Here is a 26,785-nt window from a genome sequence, read left to right on the forward strand (position 1 = left end):
TATAGTCCGCCCGCTTTACCACTTTGGAGTCACGGGCAATGGCAGGGTTTCCGGAAAAGGCGAAGGTCGTCATCGTCGGGCTGGGCGGGATCGTGGGCGCTTCCATCGCCCATCACCTGATCGAGCGCGGATGGGACGACATTGTCGGCATCGACAAGTCCGGCATCCCGACCGATATCGGCTCGACGGCGCACGCGTCCGACTTCTGCTACACGACCAGCCATGACTTCCTGTCCTGCTGGACAACGCTCTATTCGATCGATTTTTACGAGAAGATGGGCCATTACGCGCGGATTGGCGGCCTCGAAGTCGCGCGCGTCGGCGACGACAGCCGCATGGCGGAGATCAAGCGCAAGATCGCTTCGGCCAAATCCTTCGGCACCCGGGCGCGGCTGATCGAGCCGGCCGAGATCAAGGAAAAGTTTCCGCTGATCGAAGAGAGCATGGTGCAGGGCGGCTTGTGGGATCCGGATGCCGGCCTGGTCATTCCGCGCTCGCAGACGGTCGCCGGCAAGCTCGTCGACCAGGGTGTGGCCTCCGGCAAGCTCCAGTCTTTCGCCAACACCTCGGCCAAGTCGCTGATCGTCGAGAACGGGCGCATCAAGGGCGTGGTGACCGAGCGCGGAACGATCATGGCCGACTATGTGGTCGTCTGCACCGGCATCTGGGGCCGTTTGACCGCGGCGCTGGTCGGCGAGGACCTGCCGGTGATGCCGATCGACCATCCGCTGACCTTCTTCGGCCCCTACAACGAGTTCGCCGGCACCGGCAAGGAGATCGGCTGGCCACTGCTGCGCGACCAGGGCAATTCGGCCTATATGCGTGACACCGGCGATCCCAAGACCGCCGAGGGCGGGCAGATCGAGTGGGGCTATTACGAAGAGAACAATCCGCGTCTCTGCCACCCGCGCGACCTGCTCGAAAAGGACCAGGCGCGGCTGTCGCCGTCGCAGCGCGATCTCGACATGGAGCAGATCCTGGCGCCGCTGGAACGCGCCATGGAGCTGACGCCGATCTTGGGCGAGCTCGGCTACAATCAGAGCCATTCCTTCAACGGCCTGCTGCAGGTGACCACCGACGGCGGCCCATCGATGGGCGAGAGCCAGAAGGTGAGGGGCCTGTGGTACGCCGTCGCCATCTGGGTCAAGGACGGCCCCGGCATGGGCAAGCTGATCGCCGACTGGATGACCGACGGCCGCACCTCGATCGACCATCACGCCATCGACTATGCGCGCTTCTACCCGCACCAGACGAAGGAAGAGTTCATCTGGGAGCGCTGCACCGAGACGGCGATGAAGGTCTACAATCCGGCTGTGCATCCGCGCGAGCCGTTCTCGAAGGGCCGCAACATACGCCGCTCGCCGTTCTGGGAGCGCGAGAAGGAACTCGGCGGCTATTTCATGGAACTCGGCGGCTGGGAGCGCGCCCACGGTTATGCCGCCAACGAGCATCTGCTGGAGAAATACGGCAACCGCGTGCCGGTGCGCCAGGACGAATGGGACAACCGCCATTTCTGGCGCGTCTCCAATGCCGAGCATCTGGCGATGAGCGAGGATTGCGGTATCGTCAACCTTTCGCATTTCTCGATGTATGACGTCGAAGGGCCCGACCATGTCGCGCTGCTCGAATGGCTGTGCGCGGCCAAGATCGGCGGCGACAACAACATCGGCAAGGGCATCTACACCCACTTCCTCGACGAGGAAGGCATGGTGCGCGCCGACTTCACCGTCATCCGCATGGCCGACCGCTGCCGTGTGATCGACGGTGCCGACGCCGGTCCGCGCGACTTCCGCTACATGCAGCGCACCGCGCAGGACAAAGGCTTCGACGTCACCGTCACCGACGTGACCGAAAAATACGTCACCATCGGCATCTGGGGGCCGAACGCGCGCACCACTCTGCAGAAGGTGGTCGAGGATCCGAACGGGCTGACGCCGGAGAATTTCCCCTTCGCCGCGATCAAGCCGATCCGGATCGGCGGCAAGGATGTGACGGCGTTCCGCATCTCCTATGTCGGCGAGCAGGGCTGGGAATTGCACATGCGCTACGAGGATGGCCTGGCCGTCTGGGACGCGCTGCGCTCGACCGGCGTCATGCCGTTCGGCGTCGAGACCTATGCCAACACGCGCCGCATGGAAAAGAGCCTGCGGCTGCAGAACGCCGACCTGTTGACCGAGTACAATCTGCTCGAGGCCGACCTTGCACGTCCGAAGGTCAAGGAGAACGATTTCTGCGGCAAGGCCAAGCATGTGGAGTATCGTGCCCGCGAGCATCAGCCGGCGATGCTGTGCACGCTGGTGATGACCGACAACATCGATGCGAACGGCGTCGCGCGCTATCCGGTCGGCACCATGCCAGTGCTGGACCCCGCGACCGGCGAGACGCTGGTCGACGAACTCGGCCGCCGCTCCTTCACCACCTCGGTCGCCTACGGCCCGACCATCGGCACGAACATCGCGCTTGCCTATCTGCCCTGGGCCTACGCCCAGGAAGGGCGCAAGCTGCAGGTCGAGTATTTCGGCGAGACCTATCCGGTCGAGGTTGCCGGTGTCGGCTACAAGCCGCTCTACGATCCGGAGAGTCTGAAGCCGCGCAGCTGAGTTTTTCAAGCGCACGAGAAGCCCGGCCCCGCCGGGCTTTTCGCTTTGTCCGGCCGCGATTCTCGCTTACCGTCGCGGCATGTCTGCTTTTGCCAGTGCAAGACATCTCCTTCCGTTCTGCGCCGCGCTGGCGTCGGCGCTTTGCGCGACGCCCGCATCCTCCGCGGAACCCGTCGACATCGAGCTGGTGCTTGCCGTCGACGTCTCGCTGTCGATGTCGCCTGAAGAGCTCGAGATCCAGCGCCATGGCTACGCGGCGGCCCTGACGCACGATCTGGTGCTCAAGGCGATTGCCGACGGCGCCTATGGCAAGATCGCCGTCACCTATGTCGAATGGGCGGGCAGCAACTGGCAGCGGGTCATCGTGCCGTGGACGGCGATCGCCAACCGGGCCGATGCCGAGCGCGTGGTCGAGCAGCTCAACGCCCACCCGCCGGACAGCGCTAGGCGCACCTCGATTTCCGGCGCGCTGGAATTCGGCAGCGATCTTTTCGCCGAAAGTGGCTTTCAGGGCGTCAAGCGCGTCATCGACATTTCCGGCGACGGGCCTAACAACCAGGGGGCGCCCGTCAACCTCGCGCGCGATATCGTGGTGAGCCAGGGCATCACCATCAACGGGCTGCCGTTGATGACGCGCGGCGGCTTCACCGGCGCCTACGACGTCAATGATCTCGACCGCTACTACAGCGACTGCGTCATCGGTGGTCCCGGCGCCTTCATGATCCCGGTCAACGACTGGACGCAGTTTCCGGAAGCGATCCGCCGCAAGCTTGTGCTGGAGCTTGCCGGTCCAGGTTCGCCGCAATGGGCGGCCGATGAGGCAGCTGATCCGCCGATGGTGCTCGCCCAGGACAAGCCGATCGTGGATTGTCAGGTCGGCGAGAAAATGTGGCGCGACCGCAGCTGGATGTTCGACAGCCGCTAGTTGTCATGCCCCGGCTTGCCTGTCCGGTGTCGGCCATGCAAAGTCGTCGCGCCGTGCCGATCATACGGCTTCCATGCGCAAACGAGGAGACGTCCCATGAAATCTGTCGCAATCCTGATGGCGGCCGCATCGGTGTTTTGCGCCGGCAGCGCCAGTGCTCAGTATTACGGCGATGCGGGCTGCATCATGTTCGAGCACTCGAATTTTCGCGGCCGCGCGCTGGAATTGGGAGCGGACGATTCGGTGAGCTTTCGTGGCGGCCAGTTCTGGAACGATCGCGTCTCCTCGGTGATCGTGAGCCGCGGCTGTACCCTCGTCGCCTATTCGGATACGAGGATGCGAGGCCGGTCGATCGAGCTCAATCGCAGGGTCCGCGATTTCAGCAATACCGGCTGGAACGATCGCATCTCATCAGCCGAATGCTATTGCGGCGAGCGGTATTGAGCCGGCCGTGATCTGAGCCAAGACTGCCCGACGTCAAGCGGAGATTCAAGACTCCGACCGGGCCTTTGCACCCGGCGCTGGGACTGCCGCCTGCATGCGCTCGTTCTGGTCGGTCTGCGGTTCCGCGGGCGTCGCTGCCGCAAGCGCTCGCGGTCCGCCGAGCTGGGCAATGCCCTGGACCAGGCAGGTGGCGGCGGTGGCGACGATCAGCCACCGGCTCCAGCGCGTGAAATGCGCGTCGCTGATGGCATCGAGGGCGCGCCGCGAAAGCTGCGTCCCGATTGCCGCCAGCGCGATAGCCAGCGCCACCGCCGTCGGCGCCAGGACGTCGGTGCCGGTGACCAGCAACTGTCCGAAATAGACGACCTTGAGGAAGTGCCCAAGCGCCTGGATGGCGGCCTTGGTCGCCACGGTCTGCCGGCGGTCTAGTCCGGTGCGTATGAAGAAGACATCGAGGATCGGCCCCGAGACCCCGGCGGTGAGCTGCAGCGTCGTGCAGAGGAAGCCGCAGCAGACGCCGTGGCCGCCGCGGCGGATGTCGGGCGCGATGGCGCGCGGCACGGACAGCCCGGCAAAGGAGAGCAGCGCCAGCGTGATCAGCGCGACCGGCTTGCTCGGCACCAGCTCGATCGCCGCCAGCAACAGGGCGGCGGCGAGTGCGCCTACGGCATAGAAGGCAGCGATGCGCCACCGGATCGCGCTCCACCACAGCCAGGCCCGCCAGCTGTTGGCGGTGAGCTGGGTGAGGCCGTGCAGCACCATCGCCACCGTCAACGGCATGATCGCCATCAGCACCACGATCAGGATCATGCCGCCGGCCATGCCGAAGATGCCGGAAATAAACGACGTGGCGAGCACGGCGGCGGCAAGCTCGGCGGCAAAAAGCAAGGTGATCATGGCGACCTCGCGGGTTCTCGAACGGTTGGTCGAACGTCGCGCCTCCTAGCGGCCCTCGCGCACGGCGAACGCGATCTCGCCGCGCGCCAGACCGATATCGGTCAGCAGGTGATCGTCGAGTTGCCGCAGCGCGCGCATTGCCTTGCGCGCTCGCATCTCCTTACGGATTGCACCGAAGCCATGCCGCATCGAGTGCGCGAGCCGGTGCTGCGGATGGTGATTGGTGGTGGCCTGAACGATCGAGGTCATCTCTGTCTCCTTTGCTGTCGGCGCCGCCGTTCGGGCGAGCGCGGGGGTTGCGCGTGCGCTAGCACGACGCTGATTGACCGCTGTCCGGCCGGTTCATCCGGGTTTTTCGGCTGCACCTGTCCTCGAGCTGGCTCGACCTCGGTGCAATGTTTGCCTTGCGACCTAGGAAATCGCATGCTAATTGCCTCGGTGCAATCGAAACATTGCTCTCGGTGCAATTATGTCGGCAAACGAATACCTGAAGCTCGCGGATGAGGTCGCCCTGGAGATCGCAGAGGGCCGCCTGAGGCCCGGCGAGCGGCTGCCGCCGCAGCGCAGCTTCGCCTACCAGCGCGGCATCGCGGCATCGACCGCGACCCGCGTCTATGCCGAGCTATTGAGGCGCGGCCTGGTCGTCGGTGAGGTCGGTCGCGGCACCTATGTGTCGGGGCAATCGCGCCGGGGTGCCGCGGCGACCACGGATCCCGGCGATCCGCGCATCGACCTGGAGTTCAATTTCCCAATTCTATCGGGGCAGGCGCAACTGATGTCGCAGAGCCTTGCCGGACTTGGCGATACGGACGCAATGCAGATTGCACTGAGGCCGGCGACCAGCGGCGGCACGCCGGCGGCGCGAGAGCTTGGCGCCCGTTTCCTCGCCCGCGGCGGCTGGTCGCCCCGGCCCGATGGGCTCGCCTTCACTGGCGGCGGCCGTCAAGCGATCGCCACCGCGATCGCCACCCTGGTTCCGACCGGTGCGCGCTGCGGCGTCGAGGCGGTGACCTATCCGCTGGTCAAGGGCATCGCGGCGCGGCTCGGCGTCAACCTGGTGCCGCTCGCCATGGATGAGAACGGGGTGCGCCCGGACGCCGTCGAGAAGGCGCATCGCGAGGCGCGGCTGTCCGCGCTGTACGTGCAGCCCGTGCTGCACAACCCGCTCGGCATCACCATGCCCGCCGCTCGCCGCGTAGACCTGGCCCGGCTCGCGGAAAGCCTCGACCTGGTGATGATCGAGGACGCGGTCTACGGCTTCCTCGCCGACGAGGCGCCGCTGGCGGCGCTGGCGCCTGACCATTGCGTGGTGCTGGACAGCCTGTCGAAGCGCGTCGCGCCGGGGCTGACGCTGGGCTTCGTCAGTGCGCCGCCGCGGCTCAGGGAAAGCGTCATGGCTTGCATCCGCTCCGGCGGCTGGGGGGCAGGGGGCTTCGCCTTCAACGCCGCGCAGCGGCTGATCGCCGATGGCGTTGTCGGCGAACTCGTCGCAGCCAAGCGCGAGGATGCCAGCCGTCGCCAGCGTCTCGCCGCCGACTGCCTTTCAGGGTTCGAGGTGCAGGCTGACCCGCGTTCCTACCATTTGTGGCTCACTTTGCCGGAACACTGGCGTTCGCAGGCTTTCGTCGCCGTCGCCGCGCGGCGCGGCATCGCGATCACGCCGTCGAGCGCCTTCGCCGTCAGCCCCGGACACGCGCCGAATGCGGTTCGGCTGGCGCTTGCGGCCCCGCCGATCGAGCGGCTCGAGGAGGCGTTGCGCACCTTGGCAGGCATGCTGCACGCGAGCGAGCAGGACTTCGCCTTCGTGGAATGACCGCTCCGCCTCAGGCCGCCAGCAGCTGCTTGCGGTCGACGCGTTCCTGCTGCGGCGAGCGGGCATAGAGCTCGCGGTAGCATTTGGAGAAATGCGAGGCGGAGACGAAGCCGCAGGCCACCGCCACCTCGACCACCGGCATCGACGACTGGATCAAGAGATGGCGGGCGCGGTCGAGCCGGATCTCCAGGTAGTAGCGGGCGGGCGAACGGCCCATCTCGGTGCGGAACAGGCGCTCGATCTGTCGGCGCGAGAGATCGACATGGTCGGCGATCTCGATCAGCGACAGCGGCTCGGAGAGGTTCGCTTCCATCAGTTCGATGATGGTCAGAACCTTGGAATTCTGCACGCCGAGGCGGGCGCGCAGCGGCAGGCGCTGGCGGTCGGTCGGGCTGCGCACGCGGTCGGTCAGCACCTGCTCGCAGACGCGGTTGACGAGGCTCTCGTCGAAATCGTCGCCGATCAGCTTCAGCATCATGTCGAGCGCGGCGGTGCCGCCGGCGCAGGTGTAGATGTTCTGGTCGATCTCGAACAGGTCGGCAAAGACGTTGGCCTTGGGGAAGGCCTCGGAAAAGCCGGGCAGATTCTCCCAATGGATGGCGCAGCGCTTGTTGGACAACAGGCCGGCGGCGGCAAGGATATGCGCGCCCGTGCACAGCCCGCCGACGGCGACGCCGCGATTGTATTCCTCGCGCAGCCAGGCGAAGGCCGACTTGTTCTGGTAGCGCTCGACATTGACGCCGCTGCAGACGATGGCCATGTTCGGCCGGTCCGGTCCGGCCATCTTCCTGCGCTCCTCCTCAAGCGAGGTGTTGACGGCGCATTCGACGCCGTTCGAGGCGCGCACCGGCTTGCCGTCGATACTCGCCAGGCGCCAGCTATAGGCCTCGTAGCCAAGCATGCGGTTGGCCGAGCGCAACGGATCGAGCGCCGTCGCGAAGGCGATCATGGTGAAGTCGGGGACGAGGAAAAATACAAACGATCTCTTGATCGGGTACTTTACGGCATTCACGGGAAACCTCACGCGGCCATGACGCGAACAGGATGTCGCGAATAGCATAGCGACATCAGGAAAAACCATTCCTGTCAATCGCCTAGAGAGGTTTGGGACAATTAAATTTGCGACATGGGTCGCAAATGGGCAATCGCCTGGGGAATGGGCCCCGATGTGCTACCGGAGCGGGCAGAACGGCCCCTGGGCAAAAGAAGCGCCGCTTCGGTCTTGCCGAAGCGGCGGGGAGGTCAACTTCACAGCGTCGGCTGGGAGGCGCCGCGCCTAAAGTCTCAATATCAAGCGACGAAACCGAGGCGCGCGGCGGCCAGGGCGCCGGTCTGGCCGGGCATGGTCTTCGAAAGGCGCTGGCGCTCGAGCGCGGTCGTCAGGTTCATTTCGCGGCGGTGGAACAGGCGGGCAAGAAGCTTCATAATCATCTCCATTCGGTTGCTCAGACGGGTCGCCTTCGCGTGATGGAGTGGGGCAGCTCGTTTGCTGGCGTTGATATAGGCTTGTGCGAACGAAAACGAAATCGCAAAAGCGAAGCGCTTGTTATGAAAAGCGACACCGATTGCGACATTTTTGGGCAATGTGCCCAGGATTTACGATTGTTTACAACGCGTTAAATCGAAAAATGCAGCGTTATGCGATTGGCTCATATGCGTCATGCAGCCGTAGCATGGCTCGGAAAAATCATTTGAATGCAAACAAACAGGCGGTCGTTTAAATTAGAGAGGCCTGCCGGGCTGGGTCCGCCGGGCAGGCCTTCAGGTTTTGATACACACGATTTACTTCGCTCCGGCCCAGGATCCGACACCGTGGCGAGCACCGGTCCTGGCATCGGCTGCTTCCGGCCAGCCGATATCCTTCTGCAGTTCGATCGGCAGCGCATGGATGGCGCGTTCGGTCTGATAGCGGGTGCGGGCCGCGGTGAATTCGGTCGCAAGCCGGCCGATGGAGGAAAGGATGGACATTTCATTCTCCTTTGCGTTGGGCCGGGAGTTGCCCGGCGGCAGTCTGTTTCAGCTTCATTTCTGTCGAATGCAGGTCCGTGCCGGGGTCGTTTGATGGCTGCTTGTGGCAACAGCCTGCTTCGATGGAGTTGACTATCCTCCCAAACTGATGTTCAATCAAACGAAATGGAATGATCGTTCGCATCAGAAAAATTGAAGGCCGATCCCGATGAACGCCCCACTCAATCATCCGCTGCCGCTGCTCGATCTCGATGTCCTGCGCACCTTCGTGGCGATTGCCGAAACCGGCAGCTTCACCACGGCCGCCACCGCCGTCTTCCGTACGCCGTCGGCCGTCTCCATGCAGATCAAGAAGCTGGAGGACATCCTCGGCCGCTCCGTCTTCGCGCGCGACGCGCGCTCGGTGACACTGACGACGGACGGCGAGATGCTGCTCGGCTATGCCCGCCGGCTGTTGTCGATCAACCGCGAGGTGGTGTCAAAGTTCATCATCCCCGACATTGTCGGCGTGGTGCGGCTGGGCTCTCCGGACGACTACGGCGAACGCGTGCTGCCGCATGTCCTGAAGCGCTTTGCACAGTCGCATCCCTCGATCGCCGTCGACGTCACCATCGACCAGAGCATCAATCTGCGCCGGCGCATGGACGACCGGGCGCTCGACATCACTCTGCTCACCAACTCCTACAAGACCAGCGCGCTCGGCGCCGAGGTGCTGTTGACCGAACCGATCGTCTGGGCCGGCGCCAAGGGCGGCTGCGCGCATCTGCGCGAGCCGCTGCCGGTATCGCTGTGGGAGGAGGGCTGCGTGTGGCGGGCCGGCGCCCTCGAGGCGCTCGGCCGCGAGGGCCGCAATTACCGCGTCGCCTATATGAGCGCGCACACGGCCGGCCAGCGTGCCGCCATCATGGCCGACCTCGCAGTCGCGCCGCTGCCGCGATCGTTCCTCGGCGACGAGATGGTCGCGCTTAGCCCGAAGGACGGCATGCCCGATATCGGCACCTACAACCTGGCCATGGTGGTGACGCCGGACGCCAGTGCGCCGGTGAAGGCGGTCGCGGACCATATCCGCGCTACTTTCGAAGTGTTCAAGGAAACCGGCAAGTTCTGAGCTTGGCTGGCAAGTCCGGCTAAGGGTCAGGTCGCGGCCTGACCCTCAAGCGACCAGCCACGAGCCTTGACCGGCCGCGTTCTGGTTTCCCCAGTCAGGAAGGCAACGATGCTGTTGCGCGCGCGCCGCGTCTCCGGCATCTCGATCAGCGGCCAGACGTGGAACATGCCTTCCTCGTAGACGACCTCCACCTCGACGCCGGCGGCCCGCGCCTTCTCGGCGAAGATCAGGTTGTCGGGGGTGAGCAGGTCGTGCGAGCCGGTCAAGAGCAGCGTCTTCGGCAATACAGAAAGGTCGCCGTAGAGCGGGCTGATGTGCCAGTCCGCGCGATCGATGCCGGCGCTGTAGAGCCGGATCGCCTCCAGCCCGCCGGCGATGCCAAGCCACGGATCGTTGCGCTCGGCCTCGAACACTTCGGGGTTGGAGAGCGACATGTCGAGCCCGGGCGAAATCAGGACGTGGTGCGAGGGGAGCGGCAAGGCATCCTCGGCCGCCATCATGGTCAGCACCACGGCCATGTTGCCGCCGGCGGAATCGCCCATGAAGACGATGTCCGCGGCTTCCGTCTCCTCGAGCATCTGCCGGTAGACCTTGCCGACCATGCCGAACATGGCGTGGAAGTCGTGCTCGGGCGCGATCGGGTAGATCGGCACGGTGATGCCGAAGCCCAGCCGCTCGGCCATCTCGGCGATCAGGCCCCAATGGTAGGAGGTGATCTGGAAGACAAAGGCGCCGCCATGCAGATAGAGCATGCGCTTGCGCTCGCCGGTCCTTGGCGCGATCTCATAAACGGGAAAGCCGTTCACCATGCGCTCGGCGATGTCGAAGCGGGAACGCAGCGAGGCCGGCGGATGGTGATCCTCGGTCTTGCGCGCATAGGCGATCCAGCGCTGCAGGTTTTCCGGACTGGAAAAGGCCTGCTTGCGGCTATGCCTGAGGACAAAAGAAACGACGTGGCTTTTGAAGCTGGGCATGCGGATACACGAACTTCGGCGGAGCCGACTAAGAGAATTCCCCTCTAATCCGAAGATCGTGTCTTGGGCGGAAATGTCAAGATTTGCGCCGGGTGCAACACGCTTGTGTGATCCTGCCGTGCCGCTGCGTCCAGTCTAGCGGCGCGGCAGCAAGGCGACGCGCAGTTTGTTGTCGCCGGCAGCCGGAGCCGCATCACGGCCCCGGCGGTTGGCCAGCAGCTTGCATTTGTCGGCGAAGGTCATCAGCGCGCCGAGCCCAGGAGCAACTGGGAAAGCACGGCCTGCGGATCATTCGGCGGCGACGCCGGCCAGCCAATGTCCTTCTGGATGTCGACGGGCAGACTGTTCACGGCCCGGATCGACTTGTTCCTGCTGTGCGCATGCTTGATGGCCACCCCATAGCGGCCGAGGCTTTCGAACATCGACATGGTGTTTCCTCCGGAAGCGGCGGCGGGAAGACATTTCCGGCCTGCCGTTCGACGGGTGCCTAAATGCGCCCGGCGTGTTTCCAGCCGATTTCACGAAAACAGCGTTTCGGTTTCCGGATCGGGCGATCCGGAAACATTTGCATGCAAATGAAAATGGGAGACTTTGGGAGGCGGTGAGAGGCTGCTATTCCCGGCCGCGCCTTGCCGCATGGCCCTCGCGCGAGCGCCGGCGCGGCGTGGCGTCGCCGGCAACACCGTCCTCGCTCACCGTCTTGCGCGGCGGCAATTTCACCGCAGCCGAAAGCTTGGGGAACGGATCGACCTTGTTCGGCAGCGCCATGGCGTAAACGAAGTGCTCCTGGAATTTCGGCTCAAGCGCGGTCTCGATCTTCTCGATGCGGCTTACCGTCTCCTCGATCTCGCGGCGGTAGCCGCGATTGAGCAGCGCCATGCGCGCACCGGCGCCGGCGGCGTTGCCGACTGCCGAGACCTTGTCGAGATCGCAGTCCGGGATCAGGCCCAGCACCATGGCGTATTTCGGATCGATGAAGGAGCCGAAGGCGCCGGCGAAATGGATGCGGTCGACATGCTCGGTGTTCTGCTTTTCCATCAGCAGCTTGGTGCCGGCGTAAAGGGCTGCCTTGGCGAGCTGAATGGCGCGCACGTCGTTCTGGGTGATGGTGATCCTGGGTTCGCCGTCCTTCAGCACATAGGAGAAAGTGCGGCCATTGGCGACGACGCGCGGCGAACGCGCGGCGAGCGAGCCGTCGACCACGCCGTCCTCGGAGATGATGCCGGCAAGGTACATCTCCGCCACTATCTCGATGATGCCGGAGCCGCAGATGCCGGTGACGCCGGTCGCCTGCACGCTTTCGAGGAAGCCCGGCTCGTCCGACCAAAGCTCCGAGCCGATGACGCGGTATTTCGGCTCCAGCGTCTCGGGATCGATGCGCACGCGCTCGATCGCGCCGGGTGCGGCGCGCTGGCCTCCGGAAATTTCCGCGCCTTCGAAAGCGGGGCCGGTCGGCGAGGAGGCCGCCACCACCCGCGTCGAATTGCCGAGCACGATCTCGGCATTGGTGCCGACGTCGACGATCAGCATCATCTCGTCCTGGCGGTGCGGGCCTTCCGACAGTGTGACGGCCGCCGCGTCGGCGCCGACATGGCCGGCAATGCAGGGCAGCATGTAAAGGCGCGCGCCCTGGTTCAGCTTCAGGCCGATGTCGGAGGCCTTGATGCGCACGGCGCCCGATACGGCGAGCGCGAAGGGAGCGCCGCCAAGCTCCGTCGGATCGATGCCAAGGAAGAGATGGTGCATGATCGGATTGCCGACGAAGACGGAATCCAGGATGTCGCTGCGATGGACATTGCCTTCGGCGCAGACCTTGTCGACCAGACCGGAGACCGCCTCGCGCACGGCGACCGTCATGCCCTCGCGGCCGTCCGGGTTCATCATCACATAGGAGACGCGGCTCATCAGATCCTCGCCGAAGCGGATCTGCGGATTGGACGTGCCCGACGAGGCGGCGACGCGGCCCGACAGCAGCGACACCAGATGCATGGCGATGGTGGTCGAACCGATGTCGCAGGCCAGCCCGTAGGCCTCGTTCTTGAGGCCCGGCCAAAGCGCTATGACGCGCGCGATGTCGCTGTCGGCATCCTTGTGGATGGCGGCGGTGGCCGTCCAGTTGCCCTTGCGCAGGATGCCCTGCACCTGCGGCAGCAGATAGAAGTCGAACTCGAGGCTCTTGAAGCCCCAGTCCTTCATCAGCGCGATCTTCAGCCGGTCGAGATCGCCGAGCGGCTTGTGCATGTCGGGCTCTTCGATCTCGACATAGCACATGCGGATCGCGGTATCGCGGGCGATGACCCTGGTGTCGGCGTCCTTGCGGATGGTCTGGGCGTTGATGACCGTATCCTGCGGCACGTCGATGACGAGGTCGCCGAGGATCTGCGCCGAGCAGGACAGGCGCCGCCGCTCGGGCAGACCGCGCACGCGTTCGTAGCGCTCCTCCTTGGCGCCCTTGGCCGAGATGTGGTCATTGGAGGAGGTGATCTTGTGCTTGGCGAAATTGCCTTCCTGCACCTCGATCTGGCAGCGTCCGCAGGTGGCGCGCCCGCCGCACACGCTCTCGACATAGACACCGAGCTGGCGCGCGGCATCGAGCACCGGCGTGCCGACCGGGAACCGGCCGCGCTTGCCGGACGGCATGAACAGCACGAGCGGGTCGGTGATGTTGGTGTGCGAGTTCATGCCTGCATGGGTCTCGGTGATGATTGTCGATGCCGTTTAACGGATCGTTTCACTGTTGGGTGGAGTGTTTGATGGTCCAGAGGCCAACCATCTCCGATCTCCTGCTGTCCGCCATATTCACCGCTTTCACGATGGTGCGGGTGCTGAAGGGCCGCTGGCTGCACAATCCGCAATATCTGGCGTCCGGCATTGTCGGCGCGATCGTTGCGGCATTGCTGCTGCACGCCTTCTGGCCTGCCGCCGACGATGATCTCATCGTTGGCGGCGCGACCGGCATTTTCGGATCGTGGGCGGGGATGGCCGTGTTCGACGCGATCCTGGGCCTGGCCTGAGCGCAAAGCAGACTGAACCGACCACACCAAAGGTGCGATCGGTTCAGCGAGGTTTGCGGAAAGGCTCACGATTGCGCGCTTATCCCCTGGCCATCCGGGCTTCACGGCCACCGCGGCGGCGGCCGCCAGCGGCGCCTTCGCCAGGAGCGGTAACCGCCACGGGGGCGGCGACGGCGTGGCCGCCCTCGGCCGGCTTGTAGTCCTTGTAGGTGCGGATCCAGTTGGTGCAGTTCTCGTCGGTGCCGTTGAGCACATTGGCGCCGCGCACCGCTTCCATTTCCTGCGGACGCACCGGGTTCATGATCGCCGAGGTCATGCCGGCGCCGATCACCATCGGGATGAAGGCGGCGTTGATGCCGTGGCGGTGCGGCAGGCCGAACGAAATGTTGGAAAGGCCGCAGGTGGTGTTGACCTTGAGCTCCTCGCGAAGACGGCGCAGCAGCGCGAACACCTGGCGGCCGGCATCGCCCAGCGCGCCGATAGGCATCACCAGCGGGTCGACGACGACGTCATGGGCGGGAATGCCGAAATCGGCGCAGCGCTCGACGATCTTCTTGGCGACGGCGAAGCGGACATCCGGGTCCATCGAGATGCCGGTCTCGTCGTTGGAGATGGCGACCACCGGGACATTGTACTTCTTGACCAGCGGCAGGATGGCTTCAAGCTTCTCTTCCTCGCCGGTGACGGAATTGACCAGCGGCCGGCCCTTGGCGACCTTCAGCGCCGCCTCGATGGCGGCGGTGACCGAACTGTCGATCGACAGCGGCAGGTCGACCAGGCCCTGCACGATCTCCAGCGTCTGCACCAGCAGCGCCGGCTCGGTGGCGTTGGGGTCGACGGCGGTGACGCCGGCATTGACGTCGAGCATGGTGGCGCCGCACGCGGCCTGCTCCAGCGCATCCTTGATGACGGTCTCGAAGTTGCCGGCCACCATTTCGGCGGCGAGCTTCTTGCGGCCCGTCGGGTTGATGCGCTCGCCGATCACGCAGAAGGGCTGGTCGAAGCCGATGATGATTTCTTTGGTCGCGGACGCGACGATGGTGCGGGTCATGCAATCTCTCCGTCGTGATATAAAGAGTTCTTTATATCGTTATCTGATTTCGTTCAAGCGAATGGTGACGGCCGCGTCCTTCAATGCGCGGTCTTCACCATGTCCACCTGGGTTTCGGTAATCTCGTCATGCAGAATGTGGTCGAGCCGGTCGGCGACCAGCTGGTCGTCGCGGCGGATTTCGCGCTTCCATGGCTGGCGGCCCTTCAGCACGCCCGATTCATCGACAATCTCGGCGACGTACTCCTCCTGGCGGTAGGCCATCACATGGACGCCGGCGACGCCCGGGATTTCCTTCACCTCGTTGATGATGTCGATGCAGAGCTGCTTGCCTTCCTTCTTCTGGTCCTGGGCGCCTTCCAGCCGTTTGATGATCGCGTCGGGGATATGGATGCCCGGCACGTTGGAACGGATCCACTTGGCCGTCTTGGCCGAGGCCAGCGGCCCGACGCCGCACAGGACGAAGACCTTCTCGGTGTGGCCGAGGTCACGCGCCTTCTGCATGAAGGTTTTGAACATTGGCACGTCGAAACAGTACTGCGTCTGCACGAACTGGGCGCCGGCGGCGATCTTCTTGCCGAGATGGATGGGGCGGAAGTCGAAGGGCGGGGCGAAGGGATTGACGGCGGCGCCGAGGAAGATCTGCGGCGGCGTCGTCAGCTTGCGGCCCGAAAGGAACTTGCCGTTGTCGCGCATGATGCGGCAGGTCTCGAGCAGCGACATGGAATCGAGGTCGAACACCGGCTTGGCGCCGGGCTGGTCGCCGGCCTGCACACCGTCGCCGGTGAGGCAGAGCATGTTGGCGACGCCCATCGCGGCGCCGCCCAGCACGTCGCCCTGGATGGCGATGCGGTTCTTGTCGCGGCAGGCGATCTGCATGATCGGGGCATAGCCCATGCGGGTGAGCAGCGCGCAGATGCCGACCGAGGACATGTGGCAGTTGGCGCCGGAGGCATCGACGGCGTTGATGGCGTCGACCCAGCCGTCGAAGATCTTGGCGCGGTTGTAGACGTCCTCCGGATCGGCGCTGTCCGGCGGGTTGAGCTCGGTGGTCACCGCGAACTCGCCGCGCCTCAGCACTCGCTCCAGACGGCCGCGCGAGGTGTGGCCGGGCAAGGGATCGAGTGGCAGGTGGATGCCGGCCGGGTTCTCGTCGCGCTGGCGGATGGTCATGCGGACGCTCCGGTCTTGGTTGCATTGTCGGCCGGCTGGCGCGCGGCGGCTGCCTGCGCGGTCACGCGCAGCCAGGCGGAGGTTTCACGCAGCGACTGGTCGACCGGCTTCTGCACGTCGAGGATCTTGTCGCCATGCACCATGTTGCGCGAACCTTCCCAGGCCTTGACCCAGACGCAGGGCATGTTGGGCTCGACCTCGCAATTGCCGTTGGCGCGCACGCCGCCGCACGGGCCGTTGCGGAGCTGCTTCGGGCAGTTCATCGGGCAGGACATGCCGGTCGAGGACAAGACGCACTGGCCGCACATGCGACAGTCGAACATGAAGCCCTTGACGCGCTTCTCGACGAACTTGACCGGAGCCTCGACGCGACCGTAGCCGATGCCTTTCCACAAGGGATGCAGCAGCAGGAAGATGTCGGCGAAGCGGCTGTAGAACCATTCGAGCAATCGTGAGTGCCGGATAGACCACAATCTCACCGCGAAGGAGCGCTGGACGCGCCGCTGCGGCGACACGTCGGCCGGCTTGTAGTCGGATTTCGGCGCTGCCTTCTTGACCAGAGTGGCCTGGGTAACCGCCGGTTGCTGTTCAGACATTTTCTTTTCCGCCCGCCTTGACCAGAGCGACCAGCCGCTCGCGGTCGTATTTCGTGTCGAGCTCGTGGAAGGCCCTTTCGACCTCGGCCTCGAGGTCGTCGCCGACCGGAACCGGGTCGGCCTTGCGCCATTCGGCCAGATAGTCGTCGGTGCCGCCAGCTCCGGTGCGCATGGCGCACATGTCGATCGCCTCGGTGAAGCGCAGCGGCAGTTCGCGCTTGGCGTTCTGCCGGCCCTTCCTGACGATGACCTGGGCGGGGATGTCGCGCCAGTAGACGACGATCAGATCGGCCATAAATTTCTCACTCCTCGAAGCTGCGAGCATTGCCGCATGCGCACTGGGGCCGCTTGTTATGGGACGACGCGCGCGCATTCAAAAGCGACGCTATTGGAGGTCGCAAAAAGAAAGGTGAAATAGCGCGGCCAGCCGGCTACCAGATGCGCTTCGTCAAGCCGGTCCAAAGGTAGTGCCAGATCGTCGGATGATACCACTGTTTCGAGGGCAGGCCGGGATCGAATGTTGCGAGCTTGCCCGCCAGTGCGTCACCGACCGCTTCGACGCAGATGTCGCGCGAGAATGCCGCCTGCCGCAGCGCGTAGCTTGAGATCGTGTCGCCCGGTTCAGGCTTGCCGCGCGCCTGTCGCAGCACGCCGCCGGTGTCGACGCCGGCATCGACCAGATGCACGGTGCTGCCGAAATTGCCCGCGTCGCCCGAGGCCAGCGCCCAGTAGCCGCCATTCATACCGCGATATTTGGGGGCGATGCCGGCATGATAGTTAAGCACCGGACAGGCTATCTTCGCCAGCGTCTGCCGCGACAGCAGGCGGCAGCCGGCCAGCAGCACCACGCCCGGCTGGAGATCGGCGATCGCCCGAAGGCACTCCGGCCCATTGGCCGAGGGGATGTCGATGATGGTCTGGCCGGGGCGGGGTTCGGTCTCCAGTTTCTGCTCGGCGATCAATCGTGCCGCATGGCCGGAAAAGAACCGTTTGCCGAGCCGCGTCAGCACCATGGTGCCGAGCTGTCCGATGGCCGAGATCCAGCCCTGGCGCCGAGCCCGGCCGAGAAGCAATTGCTTTTTGGATTCAGGTGTTTCGAGGACGACGCTGACAGGGCCGAGCCGATCGGCGATGGCGTTGACGATCGCCCAGATGTGCGGACCGCCCTCGGTGACGACGACGATCGGTCGTGGATCTGCCATTGGCGCTGCCATGGTTCGTGCCGCCCCCTGGGTGTCGGAGCGCCCGGCGCGCCCGGATGGGAGCGACCTGCGCAAACGCGCGGCATGCTAGGCTGGCGGGGTTAATCCTTGGTGACGGCGCGAGACCAAAGGTCTCTGGGCGGAATCAGCGCTTGAATTCCATGATGTCGAGCTTCGATTCGTAGTAGGGCGCCGGGAATTCAATGCGCCATTCGGTGGCGCTGTTGCGGAAGGCATAGCCGACCTGGTCGCTCTGCGGGCCGCTGCCATAAGGTTTGGCCGGATCTTCGTTGACGGTGAACGAGCCGAGATAGATGGCGCGCTTTTCGCTCTCGTCGAAGAAGCGGCCCTTGGTGCGCTGCGAGCCGCTGATCTTTTCCAGTCTCCAGCCGGAGCCGTCATCGCTCACCTTGCAATTGAACCAGCCATAGATGACGAGCGGGCTCAAGCCGCCGGCCTTGATGGTGCGGCATTTCCAGGTGCCGGTCAGGTCCTTGTCGGAAAACGCCACCAGCGGCTTGGCGAGCAGGGTATCCAACTGCTTGACCTCGGCCGGGTCGCCGGCCTTGGCCTCCTCGAGGGCGGCCTTGCGCGTCTCGCCATATTTGTCGAGCCGCGCCTTGTCGGCGGCGGTGATCAGTTTCTGCACCTCGCCATCGGCGTGAGCCGGCAGAGTCAAGCCGACACCCAGGCACACAGACAGAAGCAAAGCCCGAAAACGCATTGATTCCCCCCTCTTGATCAGCAGGTCAGCCGCGTGTGGCGGCCTCGGCCAGTTCCGTCGTCAGATCGCCATAGCCGGTCGAGCGGCGCTCATAGGCCAGGCCGAGCAGCGCGGCTGCCTTCTCCGCAACCCTGTCGAGCTCCGGATCGTCGGTCTGGGCGATATAGACCAGCTTCTGGTAATTGCCGAAATAGTCCTTGATCAGCTCGGGATGCCTGTCGAGGCCAAGCGGCTTCATGAAAAAGGCATCGAACTGGCGACAGAGGAAGTCGGTCATGTAGAACGACATCATGTCGTCGTCGGCGACCTTCGCGTAGGCGTCCATGCCCTGGTAGAAGGCGAAGCAGTGCGGACCGGCCATGCGCCCGACGCCGTGCTTCTCGCAGATGCGATCAAGCATGCCGCCGGTGCCGCAGTCGGCATAGCCGACGAAGATGTGCCGGTAGCCCTCGGCCTTGGCCTTTTCGATCGCCTTGTCCATCGCCGGCGGGATGCGGTCCGGATAGAAATGGAACTCCGCCGGCAGGCAGGTCAGGTCGAGATGGTCGAGCCCGAGCTGCTGCTTGACGGCCAGAACTTCGCGCGCAATCATCCCGCAGGCGATGACGAGCAGCCTTTCGCCTTGATCGGGTTGCGCTTTTCGCACGGCACTCATAGAACCAGCCGAACCGTTGGTTGCGTTATCTTCTTACCTACAGAACGAGGGAGACACCGTCCATGAAACTGTCGCGCCTTGGCCCCATCGCCATTCTTGCCTGCGCGCTGGCCCTTTCGGCCTGCGCCAATACGATCCGCGGTGTCGGCAAGGACGTCAAATCGACCGCCAATGCCGTCGAGGACACGGTCAAGAATCCCTGATCCACGGTCTTCCAGAATCTGGGAACAAAAAAGCCGCGCTGCAAGGCGCGGCTTTTTTCATTGTTCATTGCGAAGCCGCTGGGCTCAAGCCGAAGCCCGCACATTGTGCTTGCGCTTCATGAAGTCCTTGGCGGTCTCGACCGCCACCGCCGCGTCGCGGCAATAGGCGTCGGCGCCGACGGCCTTGCCGAACTCCTCGTTGAGCGGCGCGCCGCCGACCAGCACGACATAGTCGTCGCGGATGCCCTTCTCCTTCATCGTGTCGATGACGACCTTCATGTAGGGCATGGTGGTGGTGAGCAGCGCCGACATGCCGATGATGTCGGGCTGGTGCTGCTCGATCGCCTCCAGATACTTCTCGACCGCATTGTTGATGCCGAGGTCGATGACGTCGAAGCCGGCGCCCTCCATCATCATGCCGACCAGATTCTTGCCGATGTCGTGGATGTCGCCCTTGACGGTGCCGATCACCATCTTGCCCTGCTTGGGCGCGCCGGTGGCGGCGAGCAGCGGGCGAAGGATGGCCATGCCGGCCTTCATGGCGTTGGCCGACAGCAGCACTTCCGGCACGAACAGGATGCCGTCGCGAAAATCCTCGCCGACGATGCGCATGCCTTCGACCAGCGCCTCGGTCAGCACCTTGTAGGGAACCCAGCCGCGCTCGAGAAGGATGTTGGTGCCTTCCTCGATCTCTTCCTTCAGCCCGTCATAAAGGTCGTCGTGCATCTGCTGCACGAGCTCGTCGTCGGAAAGCTCGGAAAGGATGATCTCGTCGTCGGACATTTTTTCTCGGGCTCCTTGCTGCTCGGAATGTCTGCGGCAGCCTAAAATCGATGCGCCAATACCTAACCCGCGAGGGCCGCGTATCCATAGCTGATTTGCGACTTCCCGCAAAAGGAAAGCGACCGCAAATCTATTGGAATTCTTGTCGATTTTGCGACAGGCGTTGGCGCTGGCTGGCCGTTTCGAATAGGGTGCATGGCTACGATCCGGCGAGAAGCAGCCGCACGCGGCCGCAATCCACATCAGGTCAGAACAAAATCAGGGAAGAACGATCATGAGCGAGAACGCGGCAGTCGAGCAGGAGCCGTCGAGCGGCAGGCGCGGGCGCGGCGCTGGCAGTGGCGCGGCGGCGCGACGGGCAGCGCGCTCGGGCGGGGGTCCGGGCACCCAGCTCACCTACATCAAGCGCAAGATCAACGTCTATGAAGTGCTGGACGAGGAAGGCCTGGCGCTGATCGAGAAGAACACCGACACGGTGCTGGAAGAGATCGGCATCATCTTCCGCGACGACGCCGAAGCCCTGCAGCTCTGGAAAGAGGCCGGCGCCGACGTCAAGGGCGAGCGCGTGCATTTCCCGAAGGGGCTCTGCCGTTCGTTGCTGAAGACAGCGCCGTCCGTCTACACCCAGCATGCGCGCAACCCCGAACGCTCGGTGCAGGTCGGCGGTAAAGCGACGGTGTTCGCGCCGGTCTATGGCCCGCCCTTCGTGCGCGATCTCGACGGCAACCGCCGCTATGCGACGATCGAGGATTTCCGGAACTTCGTGAAGCTCGCCTATATGGCGCCCTCGATCCACCATTCGGGCGGCACGGTGTGCGAGCCGGTCGACGTTCCCGTCAACAAGCGCCATCTCGATATGGTCTACAGCCATATCAAATATTCCGACAAGCCGTTCATGGGCTCGGTGACCGCGCCGGAGCGCGCCGAGGACACGGTGGCGATGGCCAAACTCGTTTTCGGCGACGACTTCGTCGAGAACAACACGGTGCTGACCAGCCTGATCAACGCCAACTCGCCGATGGTGTTCGACGAGACGATGCTCGGCGCGTTGAAGGTCTATTCGCGCCACAACCAGGCCTGCATCGTCACGCCGTTTATCCTTGCCGGCGCGATGAGCCCGGTGACGGTCGCCGGCACGCTGACGCAGGTGCTGGCCGAAGTGCTGGCCGGCGCATCGTTCACGCAGTTAATCCGGCCAGGCGCGCCGGTGCTGTTCGGCACCTTCGCCTCGTCGATCTCGATGCAGTCGGGCGCGCCGACCTTCGGCACGCCAGAACCGTCGCTGGTCTCCTATGGCGCCGCGCAGCTTGCCCGCCGCCTCGGCCTGCCGTTCCGCACCGGCGGCTCGCTCTGCGCCGCGAAGATCCCGGACGCGCAGGCGGCTTACGAGAGCGCCAACACGCTGAACTCGACCATTCTTGCCGGTGCGAATTTCGTGCTGCACTCGGCCGGCTGGCTCGAGGGCGGGCTGGCGTCCTGCTACGAGAAGTTCATGATGGACATCGACCAGCTCGGCATGCAGCAGAAATTCTCCGAGGGCGTCGACCTGTCGGAAAACGGCCAAGCGATGGACGCCATCCGCCAGGTCGGTCCGGGCAGTCATTACCTCGGCTGCGACCACACCCAGGCCAATTTCCAGACCGCCTTCTACCGCTCCAACATTGCCGACAACAATTCCTACGAGCAGTGGCTGGCGGAAGGCGAAAAGACCGCGCCGCAGCGGGCCAACGAGCTCGCCCGCCGCTGGCTGGAAAGCTACGAGGCGCCTTACCTCGATCCGGCGATCGACGAAGCCCTGACCGACTTCATTGCCAGGAAGAAAGGCTCGATGGCCGACGCCTTCACTTGAAAGGAGCCCGAGTCAGGCCGGGCTAAAGTGGCCGACATCATCCACAAGGAAGTCTGGCGGAGCGCATTCTCCGAGCCGGGCAAGAAGGGATGATTGTTTCGCGCGGCACGGTCGACGATATCTCGGCCGTGCTCGCGGTCGATGGCTTGATCCTGCGCGGCGGCTTCCTTTTCACCAGCCAAGACACAGCACCCGCCGGGCGCTCCGGCATGCCCGCCAGGTCCATCCTGCTGGTCGGGCAGGCGGGTGCGGCGCCGTGGCCGCATTTCCTGCGCTGGCGGGAGCGGCAACCGCAGGCCATCGCCAATCCGCTCGACACCTGGGCGCGCGCAGTGATCGGCTCGGTTGCGGAAGAGTTCGGCGCGCGCGCCGTGTCGCCCTCCGACAGGCCGTATCTCCCGTTCCAGCAATGGGCGATGCGGGCGGAGGGGCTAAGGCCGTCGCCGCTCGGCATCCTCATGCACCCACGCTACGGGCTTTGGCATGCCTATCGCGGCGCTCTGCTGTTCGAGCAGGCGATTGCCATCCCCAAACCTGACGCAGCTCTCCACCTTTGCGATGCATGTGTCGAAAAACCTTGCCTGAAATCCTGTCCGGTCGACGCCTATGCGGCGGACGGCTTCACGCACCAGGCCTGTCTGGCGCATGTGCGCGGCGCCGATGGCGCGTCTTGCCGCAGCGGCGGCTGCCTCGACCGCAACGCCTGTCCTTATGGCTCCGACTATCGCTACCCAGCAGATGTTCAGGCCTTCCACATGGCGTCGTTCGCCGGCCTGTAGAGATGGTTCCGAGCCGCACGGAAACTTGACTGCGATTGAGATGCCGTGACTTGCCCTGACGGCCGACGCGGATATCTATCGCCTGGCAACAAGCGGAGCGCGCAATGGCGAAGCAGGACCTCGAGATCAAGACCCAGGATGGTTCGGCGAAAGCTCGGCTGTTTCGTCCAGCCGCGCCGGCCAAGGCCGGAATCATCCTCTACATGGATATTTTCGGTCCGCGCCCGGCGCTCGACCAGATGGCCGAGCGCCTCGCCGGGCTTGGCTACGCCGTGCTGGTGCCCGATCTCTTCTATCGCTATGTGCCCTATGGTCCGTTCGACCCCAAGACCGCCTTTGCCGAGGAAAAGAGCAAGGCTGCGCTTTTGATGCTGAGCGGCGGCACGACGCAGGGCATGACCATCCGCGACGGCGCCGCCTTCCTCGATGCACTGACCGCCGCAGGGATCACCGGGCCGGTTGGCGTCGTCGGCTACTGCATGGGCGGCGCGCGGGCGCTTAACGCGGCGGCGAGCTATCCGGACCGGATCGTTGCCGCGGCCAGCTTCCATGGCGGTAATCTGGCCAGCGATGCCGCCGACAGCCCGCATCGCAAGGCGGCGTCAATCAAGGCCAGGGTCTATGTCGGCGTAGCCGGCGTCGACCGCAGCTTTCCGCCGGAGCAGTCGGCGCGACTGGCCGAAGCGCTGAGGGTGGCCGAGGTCGACCACGCGATCGAGAACTATGTCGGTGTGGCGCATGGCTGGTGCGTGCCCGACCACAGCGTCTACGACGCGGCCGGCGCCGAGCGCCATTGGAAGCGCTTGACGACGCTGTTTACCGAGACGCTTGGCTAGCCTTCTCTCGCAGATCGCGGCGAGGGCACCATGTGGCGCGAGCCTTCGAAACGTTCGCGCCGCCCCTCATCCGCCCCTCGGGCACCTTCTCCCCGTAAACGGAGAGAAGGGAAGCGCTGCGGCAAAAAAATCTTTCCATAACCCCAAGGATTGGCCATTAGCCTTCGTCCAACAGGCAAATGATGGCGATGATGCTGGACGAGGGCGAAGCCTCCGACGCCGAACTGGTCGGGCGGGCGAAGGGTGGAGACAGGGGTGCTTTCGGCAAATTGCTCGAAAGGCACTATGGCTTCGTCTATCGCGCTGCCTATCGCTGGTGCGGTAGGAAGGCGGACGCCGAGGACATCGCCCAGGAAGTCTGCGTCCGGCTCGGCCGGGCGATTCGCGACTATCATGGCAAGGGCGCCTTCACGACGTGGCTCTACACCATGACGCTGAACGCAGCGCGCGACATGATGCGCAAGAGCGCCCGCGACACTCGCAAGGCCGAGGCCTACGGCGCCTACGCACTGATTGCGGGGGAGGCGGCGGAACCCGAGGACCCGGCCGAAGCGCTATGGGCGGCGGTGCGCAAGCTGCCGGACAAGCAGCGCGATGCGGTGCTGCTCGTCTATGGCGAGGGGCTCAGCCACGCGGATGCTGCCGAGGCGCTGGCGATCTCGGAGACGACGGTTTCCTGGCACATCCATGAAGCGAAGAAACGGCTGAAGACGTTGATGCGTTCAGCCGGGGAAGTGTGACCATGGTCGACGACAACGAACTCGAGAGGCTGCGCAACATCACGGCACCGGCGCCGGACGGCGAGGCGAAGGCGCGCGCGTTGGCTGCAGCCATGCAGGCTTTCGACGAGCAGGAAAAAATCTTCGCTGCCGCCCAAGGATCGGCCGGCGGGCTTCGTCTCACAGAGCGGGTACAAAAGCTCTGGAGAGAGATCATGCAAAAGAAACTGATCGCCACGCCGGCCATTGCCGGGCTCGTCGCCCTGCCGATCGCCGGATACGCCACCTTGCAGATGCTGAGGGAGGCGCCGCCGCAGATCGGCGGCGATGAGAAGATCACCGAGACGCTGGCCGACAAACCGGCAACCAACGGGCAGGCAACCAACGTGCCGGCGACCAACGCGCCGGCGACTAAAGTGCCGGCGACGCTGAAGCCGGTTGCCGAGGCCGATAAGCAGAAGAAAGATACCGATAGTGAAAGCCGCGGTTTGAACGAGGTGCTGGTCGCGCCGGCACAGCCGCCGAAGTCCGAAGCGGAGAAGGCCGGCGGCCTGGTCCGGCAGGATGCGCTCCAGCGCACCGAGCCGGCGCCTGCGCCGACCGTCAGTGGCCAGCTCTCCCTCGATGGTGGCGCCGCGGCCCCCGCCGATGTCGCACGCGGCGGCCCGGTACCGGGCACCGCCGCCGAATCCAAGCTGATGGCGCAGCCGTCCACGCTGCCTGCCGACCAATTGCTGCCGCAGGAGGAAAACCGCGACCGCGTCGAGGATTTCAAGACCAACCCGGTGCATGCCGCGCTCGAGGACCCGGTCTCGACCTTCTCGATCGACGTCGACACCGCCTCCTATTCCTTCGTGCGGCGCTCGCTGAAGGAAGGCTACCTGCCGCAGGCCGACACCGTGCGCGTCGAAGAGATGATCAACTACTTCCCCTACGACTGGAAGGGACCGGATGCGGCCTCGACGCCGTTCAACTCGACCGTCAGCGTCATGCCGACGCCGTGGAACGAGCACACCAAGCTGATGCACGTCGCCATCAAGGGGTTCGACGTCAAGGCGACCGAGCAGCCCAAGGCCAATCTGGTGTTCCTGATCGACGTGTCGGGTTCGATGAACGAGCAGGACAAGCTGCCGCTGCTGCAGTCGGCCTTCCGTCTGCTGGTCAGCAAGCTGAAGCCGGACGACACCGTCTCGATCGTCACCTATGCGGGCGATGCCGGCACGGTGCTGATGCCGACCAAGGTTGCCGAGAAGGATAAGATCCTGTCGGCCATCGACCATCTGCAGCCTGGCGGCTCGACGGCGGGCGAGGCGGGGATCCGGGAAGCCTACAAGCTTGCCCAGCAATCCTTCGTCAAGGATGGCGTCAACCGTGTGATGCTCGCCACAGACGGCGACTTCAATGTCGGCCAGACAGACGACGACGACCTGAAGCGGTTGATCGAGCAGGAGCGCAAGACCGGCGTCTTCCTGTCGGTATTCGGCTTCGGGCGCGGCAACCTGAACGACCAGATGATGCAGACCATCGCGCAAAACGGCAACGGCACCGCCGCCTATATCGATACGCTCGCCGAGGCCGAGAAGGTCCTGGTCGAGGACGCGTCCTCGACGCTGTTCACCATCGCCAAGGACGTCAAGATCCAGGTCGAGTTCAATCCGAACAAGGTCTCGGAATACCGCCTGATCGGCTATGAGACCCGCGCGCTCAACCGCGAGGATTTCAACAACGACCGCGTCGATGCCGGCGATATCGGCTCGGGCCATTCGGTGACGGCGATCTATGAGATCACGCCGAAGGGCAGCGGCGGCGAGCAGATCGACCCGCTGCGCTACGGCCAGGCAACGGTCAACAATGGCGGCGTCGCCAATGCCGACGAATATGCCTTCGTCAAGATCCGCTACAAGCTGCCGGACGAGGACACCTCGAAGCTGATCACCACGCCAGTGACGTCAGCCAACGAAGTCCAGTCCTTCGACCAGGCCGGCACCGACCAGCGCTTCTCGGTCGCGGTCGCGGCGTTCGGCCAGAAGCTGCGCGACGAGGATGCGACCGCGAAGTTCGGCTACGACAAGATCATGGAGATTGCCACCGCCGCCCGAGGAGCCGATCCGTTTGGCTACAGGTCGGAATTCCTGTCGCTTGTGCGCCTTGCCTCGGCGCTGGGCGGTAACCGGTAGTGGCAATAACGGCCGGTTCCTTTCAGACGGGGATCGTTCTGATACGGGGAACCGGCCACGGGCGGGTGAGGCAGGCCGGCGAGGGGAACCTTGCCGGCCTTTTTTTCGGATCTGATGAGATTCATGTGAGGCCGGCCTGCAAATGGAGGTTTCCTGCGCTTCCGGTGCTCACGTACTTCAGTACGCTCCGCTCCGGTTCTCGGAAACTCACCATTTTCGGCTCGGCCTGACCTGAATCTCAATAGATCCTGAAGCCGGCTCCCTTTTCGGCAGATCGTTAAATTGCGAGGCTTTTC

At 64.5% G+C, this 26,785-nt stretch carries 28 protein-coding genes; 12 read left to right on the forward strand and 16 right to left on the reverse strand.

The annotated features are described in order from the left end of the window. Nucleotides 1-38 precede the first annotated feature (38 nt). The 3 genes from PU724_RS10550 to PU724_RS10560 all read left to right on the forward strand — a co-directional run bounded on the left by PU724_RS10550 (nucleotide 39) and on the right by PU724_RS10560 (nucleotide 3,969). Nucleotides 39-2,600, forward strand: a complete 2,562-nt coding sequence (locus tag PU724_RS10550; protein WP_354422428.1) for a GcvT family protein — start codon at nucleotides 39-41, stop codon at nucleotides 2,598-2,600. Nucleotides 2,601-2,679: 79 nt separating this feature from the next. Next, the gene (locus tag PU724_RS10555; protein WP_292104634.1) at nucleotides 2,680-3,525 is read left to right on the forward strand and encodes a DUF1194 domain-containing protein; all 846 of its coding nucleotides are present in this window, start codon (nucleotides 2,680-2,682) and stop codon (nucleotides 3,523-3,525) included. Nucleotides 3,526-3,621: 96 nt separating this feature from the next. Beyond that, nucleotides 3,622-3,969, forward strand: coding sequence for a peptidase inhibitor family I36 protein (locus PU724_RS10560; RefSeq protein WP_127284694.1), 348 nt, complete (start codon nucleotides 3,622-3,624; stop codon nucleotides 3,967-3,969). Between the two features lie 45 nt (nucleotides 3,970-4,014). Here PU724_RS10560 and PU724_RS10565 read toward each other — a convergent pair whose 3' ends face one another. Both PU724_RS10565 and PU724_RS10570 read right to left on the reverse strand, forming a co-directional pair. After that, nucleotides 4,015-4,866, reverse strand: coding sequence for a TSUP family transporter (locus tag PU724_RS10565; RefSeq protein ID WP_354422426.1), 852 nt, complete (start codon nucleotides 4,864-4,866; stop codon nucleotides 4,015-4,017). Nucleotides 4,867-4,911: 45 nt separating this feature from the next. Continuing rightward, the gene (locus PU724_RS10570) at nucleotides 4,912-5,115 is read right to left on the reverse strand and encodes a DUF1127 domain-containing protein (protein ID WP_245493428.1); all 204 of its coding nucleotides are present in this window, start codon (nucleotides 5,113-5,115) and stop codon (nucleotides 4,912-4,914) included. Between the two features lie 220 nt (nucleotides 5,116-5,335). Between PU724_RS10570 and PU724_RS10575 the strand changes: the two genes are divergently transcribed. Then, a complete protein-coding gene (locus PU724_RS10575) occupies nucleotides 5,336-6,679 on the forward strand; it encodes an aminotransferase-like domain-containing protein (protein WP_354422424.1) in 1,344 nt (447 codons plus the stop codon). Between the two features lie 10 nt (nucleotides 6,680-6,689). Here the strand turns inward: PU724_RS10575 and PU724_RS10580 are convergent, their stop codons facing one another. The 3 genes from PU724_RS10580 to PU724_RS10590 form a co-directional block, all read right to left on the reverse strand. Continuing rightward, the gene (locus PU724_RS10580; RefSeq protein WP_348627112.1) at nucleotides 6,690-7,628 is read right to left on the reverse strand and encodes a GlxA family transcriptional regulator; all 939 of its coding nucleotides are present in this window, start codon (nucleotides 7,626-7,628) and stop codon (nucleotides 6,690-6,692) included. A 341-nt stretch (nucleotides 7,629-7,969) separates the two neighbouring features. After that, nucleotides 7,970-8,263: a hypothetical protein gene (locus PU724_RS10585; protein ID WP_187331318.1), complete on the reverse strand. Its 294-nt coding sequence runs from the start codon at nucleotides 8,261-8,263 to the stop codon at nucleotides 7,970-7,972. Between the two features lie 198 nt (nucleotides 8,264-8,461). Next, nucleotides 8,462-8,647 carry a hypothetical protein gene (locus PU724_RS10590; protein WP_292347869.1) on the reverse strand — a complete coding sequence of 62 codons (186 nt, stop codon included), beginning with the start codon at nucleotides 8,645-8,647 and terminating at the stop codon, nucleotides 8,462-8,464. Between the two features lie 208 nt (nucleotides 8,648-8,855). On the opposite strand from PU724_RS10590, the gene PU724_RS10595 reads away from it, so the two are divergent. Next, on the forward strand, nucleotides 8,856-9,755 hold the full coding sequence (locus PU724_RS10595; RefSeq protein ID WP_127284690.1) for a LysR substrate-binding domain-containing protein: 900 nt from the start codon (nucleotides 8,856-8,858) through the stop codon (nucleotides 9,753-9,755). A 26-nt stretch (nucleotides 9,756-9,781) separates the two neighbouring features. On the opposite strand, the gene PU724_RS10600 is transcribed toward PU724_RS10595, so the two are convergent. The 3 genes from PU724_RS10600 to PU724_RS10610 all read right to left on the reverse strand — a co-directional run bounded on the left by PU724_RS10600 (nucleotide 9,782) and on the right by PU724_RS10610 (nucleotide 13,411). Continuing rightward, nucleotides 9,782-10,729 carry an alpha/beta hydrolase fold domain-containing protein gene (locus PU724_RS10600; RefSeq protein ID WP_354422421.1) on the reverse strand — a complete coding sequence of 316 codons (948 nt, stop codon included), beginning with the start codon at nucleotides 10,727-10,729 and terminating at the stop codon, nucleotides 9,782-9,784. A 242-nt stretch (nucleotides 10,730-10,971) separates the two neighbouring features. Next, nucleotides 10,972-11,157 (reverse strand): hypothetical protein, encoded by a 186-nt coding sequence (locus tag PU724_RS10605; protein ID WP_354422419.1) that lies wholly within the window; start codon nucleotides 11,155-11,157, stop codon nucleotides 10,972-10,974. 184 nt (nucleotides 11,158-11,341) lie between these two features. Continuing rightward, nucleotides 11,342-13,411, reverse strand: a complete 2,070-nt coding sequence (locus PU724_RS10610) for an ASKHA domain-containing protein (RefSeq protein ID WP_292172507.1) — start codon at nucleotides 13,409-13,411, stop codon at nucleotides 11,342-11,344. A 71-nt stretch (nucleotides 13,412-13,482) separates the two neighbouring features. Here PU724_RS10610 and PU724_RS10615 point away from each other — a divergent pair, with 71 nt between their 5' ends. Beyond that, nucleotides 13,483-13,743, forward strand: a complete 261-nt coding sequence (locus tag PU724_RS10615; RefSeq protein WP_354422417.1) for a hypothetical protein — start codon at nucleotides 13,483-13,485, stop codon at nucleotides 13,741-13,743. 79 nt (nucleotides 13,744-13,822) lie between these two features. Here the strand turns inward: PU724_RS10615 and PU724_RS10620 are convergent, their stop codons facing one another. From PU724_RS10620 to PU724_RS10650, 7 genes are all read right to left on the reverse strand, one after another. Then, nucleotides 13,823-14,794 carry a methyltetrahydrofolate cobalamin methyltransferase gene (locus tag PU724_RS10620; RefSeq protein WP_127285130.1) on the reverse strand — a complete coding sequence of 324 codons (972 nt, stop codon included), beginning with the start codon at nucleotides 14,792-14,794 and terminating at the stop codon, nucleotides 13,823-13,825. Nucleotides 14,795-14,874: 80 nt separating this feature from the next. Then, nucleotides 14,875-15,966 (reverse strand): methylenetetrahydrofolate reductase, encoded by a 1,092-nt coding sequence (locus tag PU724_RS10625; RefSeq protein WP_127285131.1) that lies wholly within the window; start codon nucleotides 15,964-15,966, stop codon nucleotides 14,875-14,877. Further along, complete coding sequence (locus tag PU724_RS10630) at nucleotides 15,963-16,562, reverse strand: methylenetetrahydrofolate reductase C-terminal domain-containing protein (RefSeq protein WP_127285132.1); 600 nt, start codon at nucleotides 16,560-16,562, stop codon at nucleotides 15,963-15,965. The genes PU724_RS10625 and PU724_RS10630 overlap by 4 nt, the downstream gene beginning before the upstream one ends. After that, complete coding sequence (locus tag PU724_RS10635; protein WP_127285133.1) at nucleotides 16,555-16,857, reverse strand: virulence factor; 303 nt, start codon at nucleotides 16,855-16,857, stop codon at nucleotides 16,555-16,557. Before PU724_RS10635 ends, PU724_RS10630 begins: the two co-directional genes overlap by 8 nt. Before the next feature lie 136 nt (nucleotides 16,858-16,993). Beyond that, nucleotides 16,994-17,764, reverse strand: a complete 771-nt coding sequence (locus PU724_RS10640; RefSeq protein ID WP_426213174.1) for a formyl transferase — start codon at nucleotides 17,762-17,764, stop codon at nucleotides 16,994-16,996. Between the two features lie 145 nt (nucleotides 17,765-17,909). Continuing rightward, entirely contained in the window at nucleotides 17,910-18,488 is a 579-nt protein-coding gene (locus PU724_RS10645; RefSeq protein ID WP_128274729.1) for a DUF4893 domain-containing protein, read from the reverse strand. 25 nt (nucleotides 18,489-18,513) lie between these two features. Beyond that, on the reverse strand, nucleotides 18,514-19,143 hold the full coding sequence (locus PU724_RS10650; RefSeq protein WP_128274730.1) for a DUF1638 domain-containing protein: 630 nt from the start codon (nucleotides 19,141-19,143) through the stop codon (nucleotides 18,514-18,516). A gap of 62 nt (nucleotides 19,144-19,205) precedes the next feature. Here PU724_RS10650 and PU724_RS10655 point away from each other — a divergent pair, with 62 nt between their 5' ends. Next, nucleotides 19,206-19,346 carry an entericidin A/B family lipoprotein gene (locus PU724_RS10655; RefSeq protein ID WP_127393868.1) on the forward strand — a complete coding sequence of 47 codons (141 nt, stop codon included), beginning with the start codon at nucleotides 19,206-19,208 and terminating at the stop codon, nucleotides 19,344-19,346. A gap of 84 nt (nucleotides 19,347-19,430) precedes the next feature. Here the strand turns inward: PU724_RS10655 and PU724_RS10660 are convergent, their stop codons facing one another. Continuing rightward, complete coding sequence (locus PU724_RS10660) at nucleotides 19,431-20,129, reverse strand: corrinoid protein (RefSeq protein WP_127285137.1); 699 nt, start codon at nucleotides 20,127-20,129, stop codon at nucleotides 19,431-19,433. A gap of 274 nt (nucleotides 20,130-20,403) precedes the next feature. On the opposite strand from PU724_RS10660, the gene PU724_RS10665 reads away from it, so the two are divergent. The 5 genes from PU724_RS10665 (at nucleotide 20,404) to PU724_RS10685 (ending at nucleotide 26,489) form a co-directional block, all read left to right on the forward strand. Next, the gene (locus PU724_RS10665; RefSeq protein ID WP_292171530.1) at nucleotides 20,404-21,978 is read left to right on the forward strand and encodes a trimethylamine methyltransferase family protein; all 1,575 of its coding nucleotides are present in this window, start codon (nucleotides 20,404-20,406) and stop codon (nucleotides 21,976-21,978) included. 89 nt (nucleotides 21,979-22,067) lie between these two features. Then, entirely contained in the window at nucleotides 22,068-22,757 is a 690-nt protein-coding gene (locus tag PU724_RS10670) for a hypothetical protein (protein ID WP_354422412.1), read from the forward strand. Between the two features lie 104 nt (nucleotides 22,758-22,861). Further along, entirely contained in the window at nucleotides 22,862-23,593 is a 732-nt protein-coding gene (locus PU724_RS10675) for a dienelactone hydrolase family protein (RefSeq protein WP_354422410.1), read from the forward strand. Nucleotides 23,594-23,775: 182 nt separating this feature from the next. Further along, a complete protein-coding gene (locus PU724_RS10680) occupies nucleotides 23,776-24,333 on the forward strand; it encodes an RNA polymerase sigma factor (protein ID WP_128346821.1) in 558 nt (185 codons plus the stop codon). 2 nt (nucleotides 24,334-24,335) lie between these two features. Further along, nucleotides 24,336-26,489 (forward strand): YfbK domain-containing protein, encoded by a 2,154-nt coding sequence (locus PU724_RS10685; RefSeq protein ID WP_354422408.1) that lies wholly within the window; start codon nucleotides 24,336-24,338, stop codon nucleotides 26,487-26,489. Nucleotides 26,490-26,785 lie beyond the last annotated feature (296 nt).

The organism is Mesorhizobium abyssinicae (assembly GCF_049887195.1).
Taxonomy (GTDB): Bacteria; Pseudomonadota; Alphaproteobacteria; order Rhizobiales; family Rhizobiaceae; genus Mesorhizobium; species Mesorhizobium abyssinicae.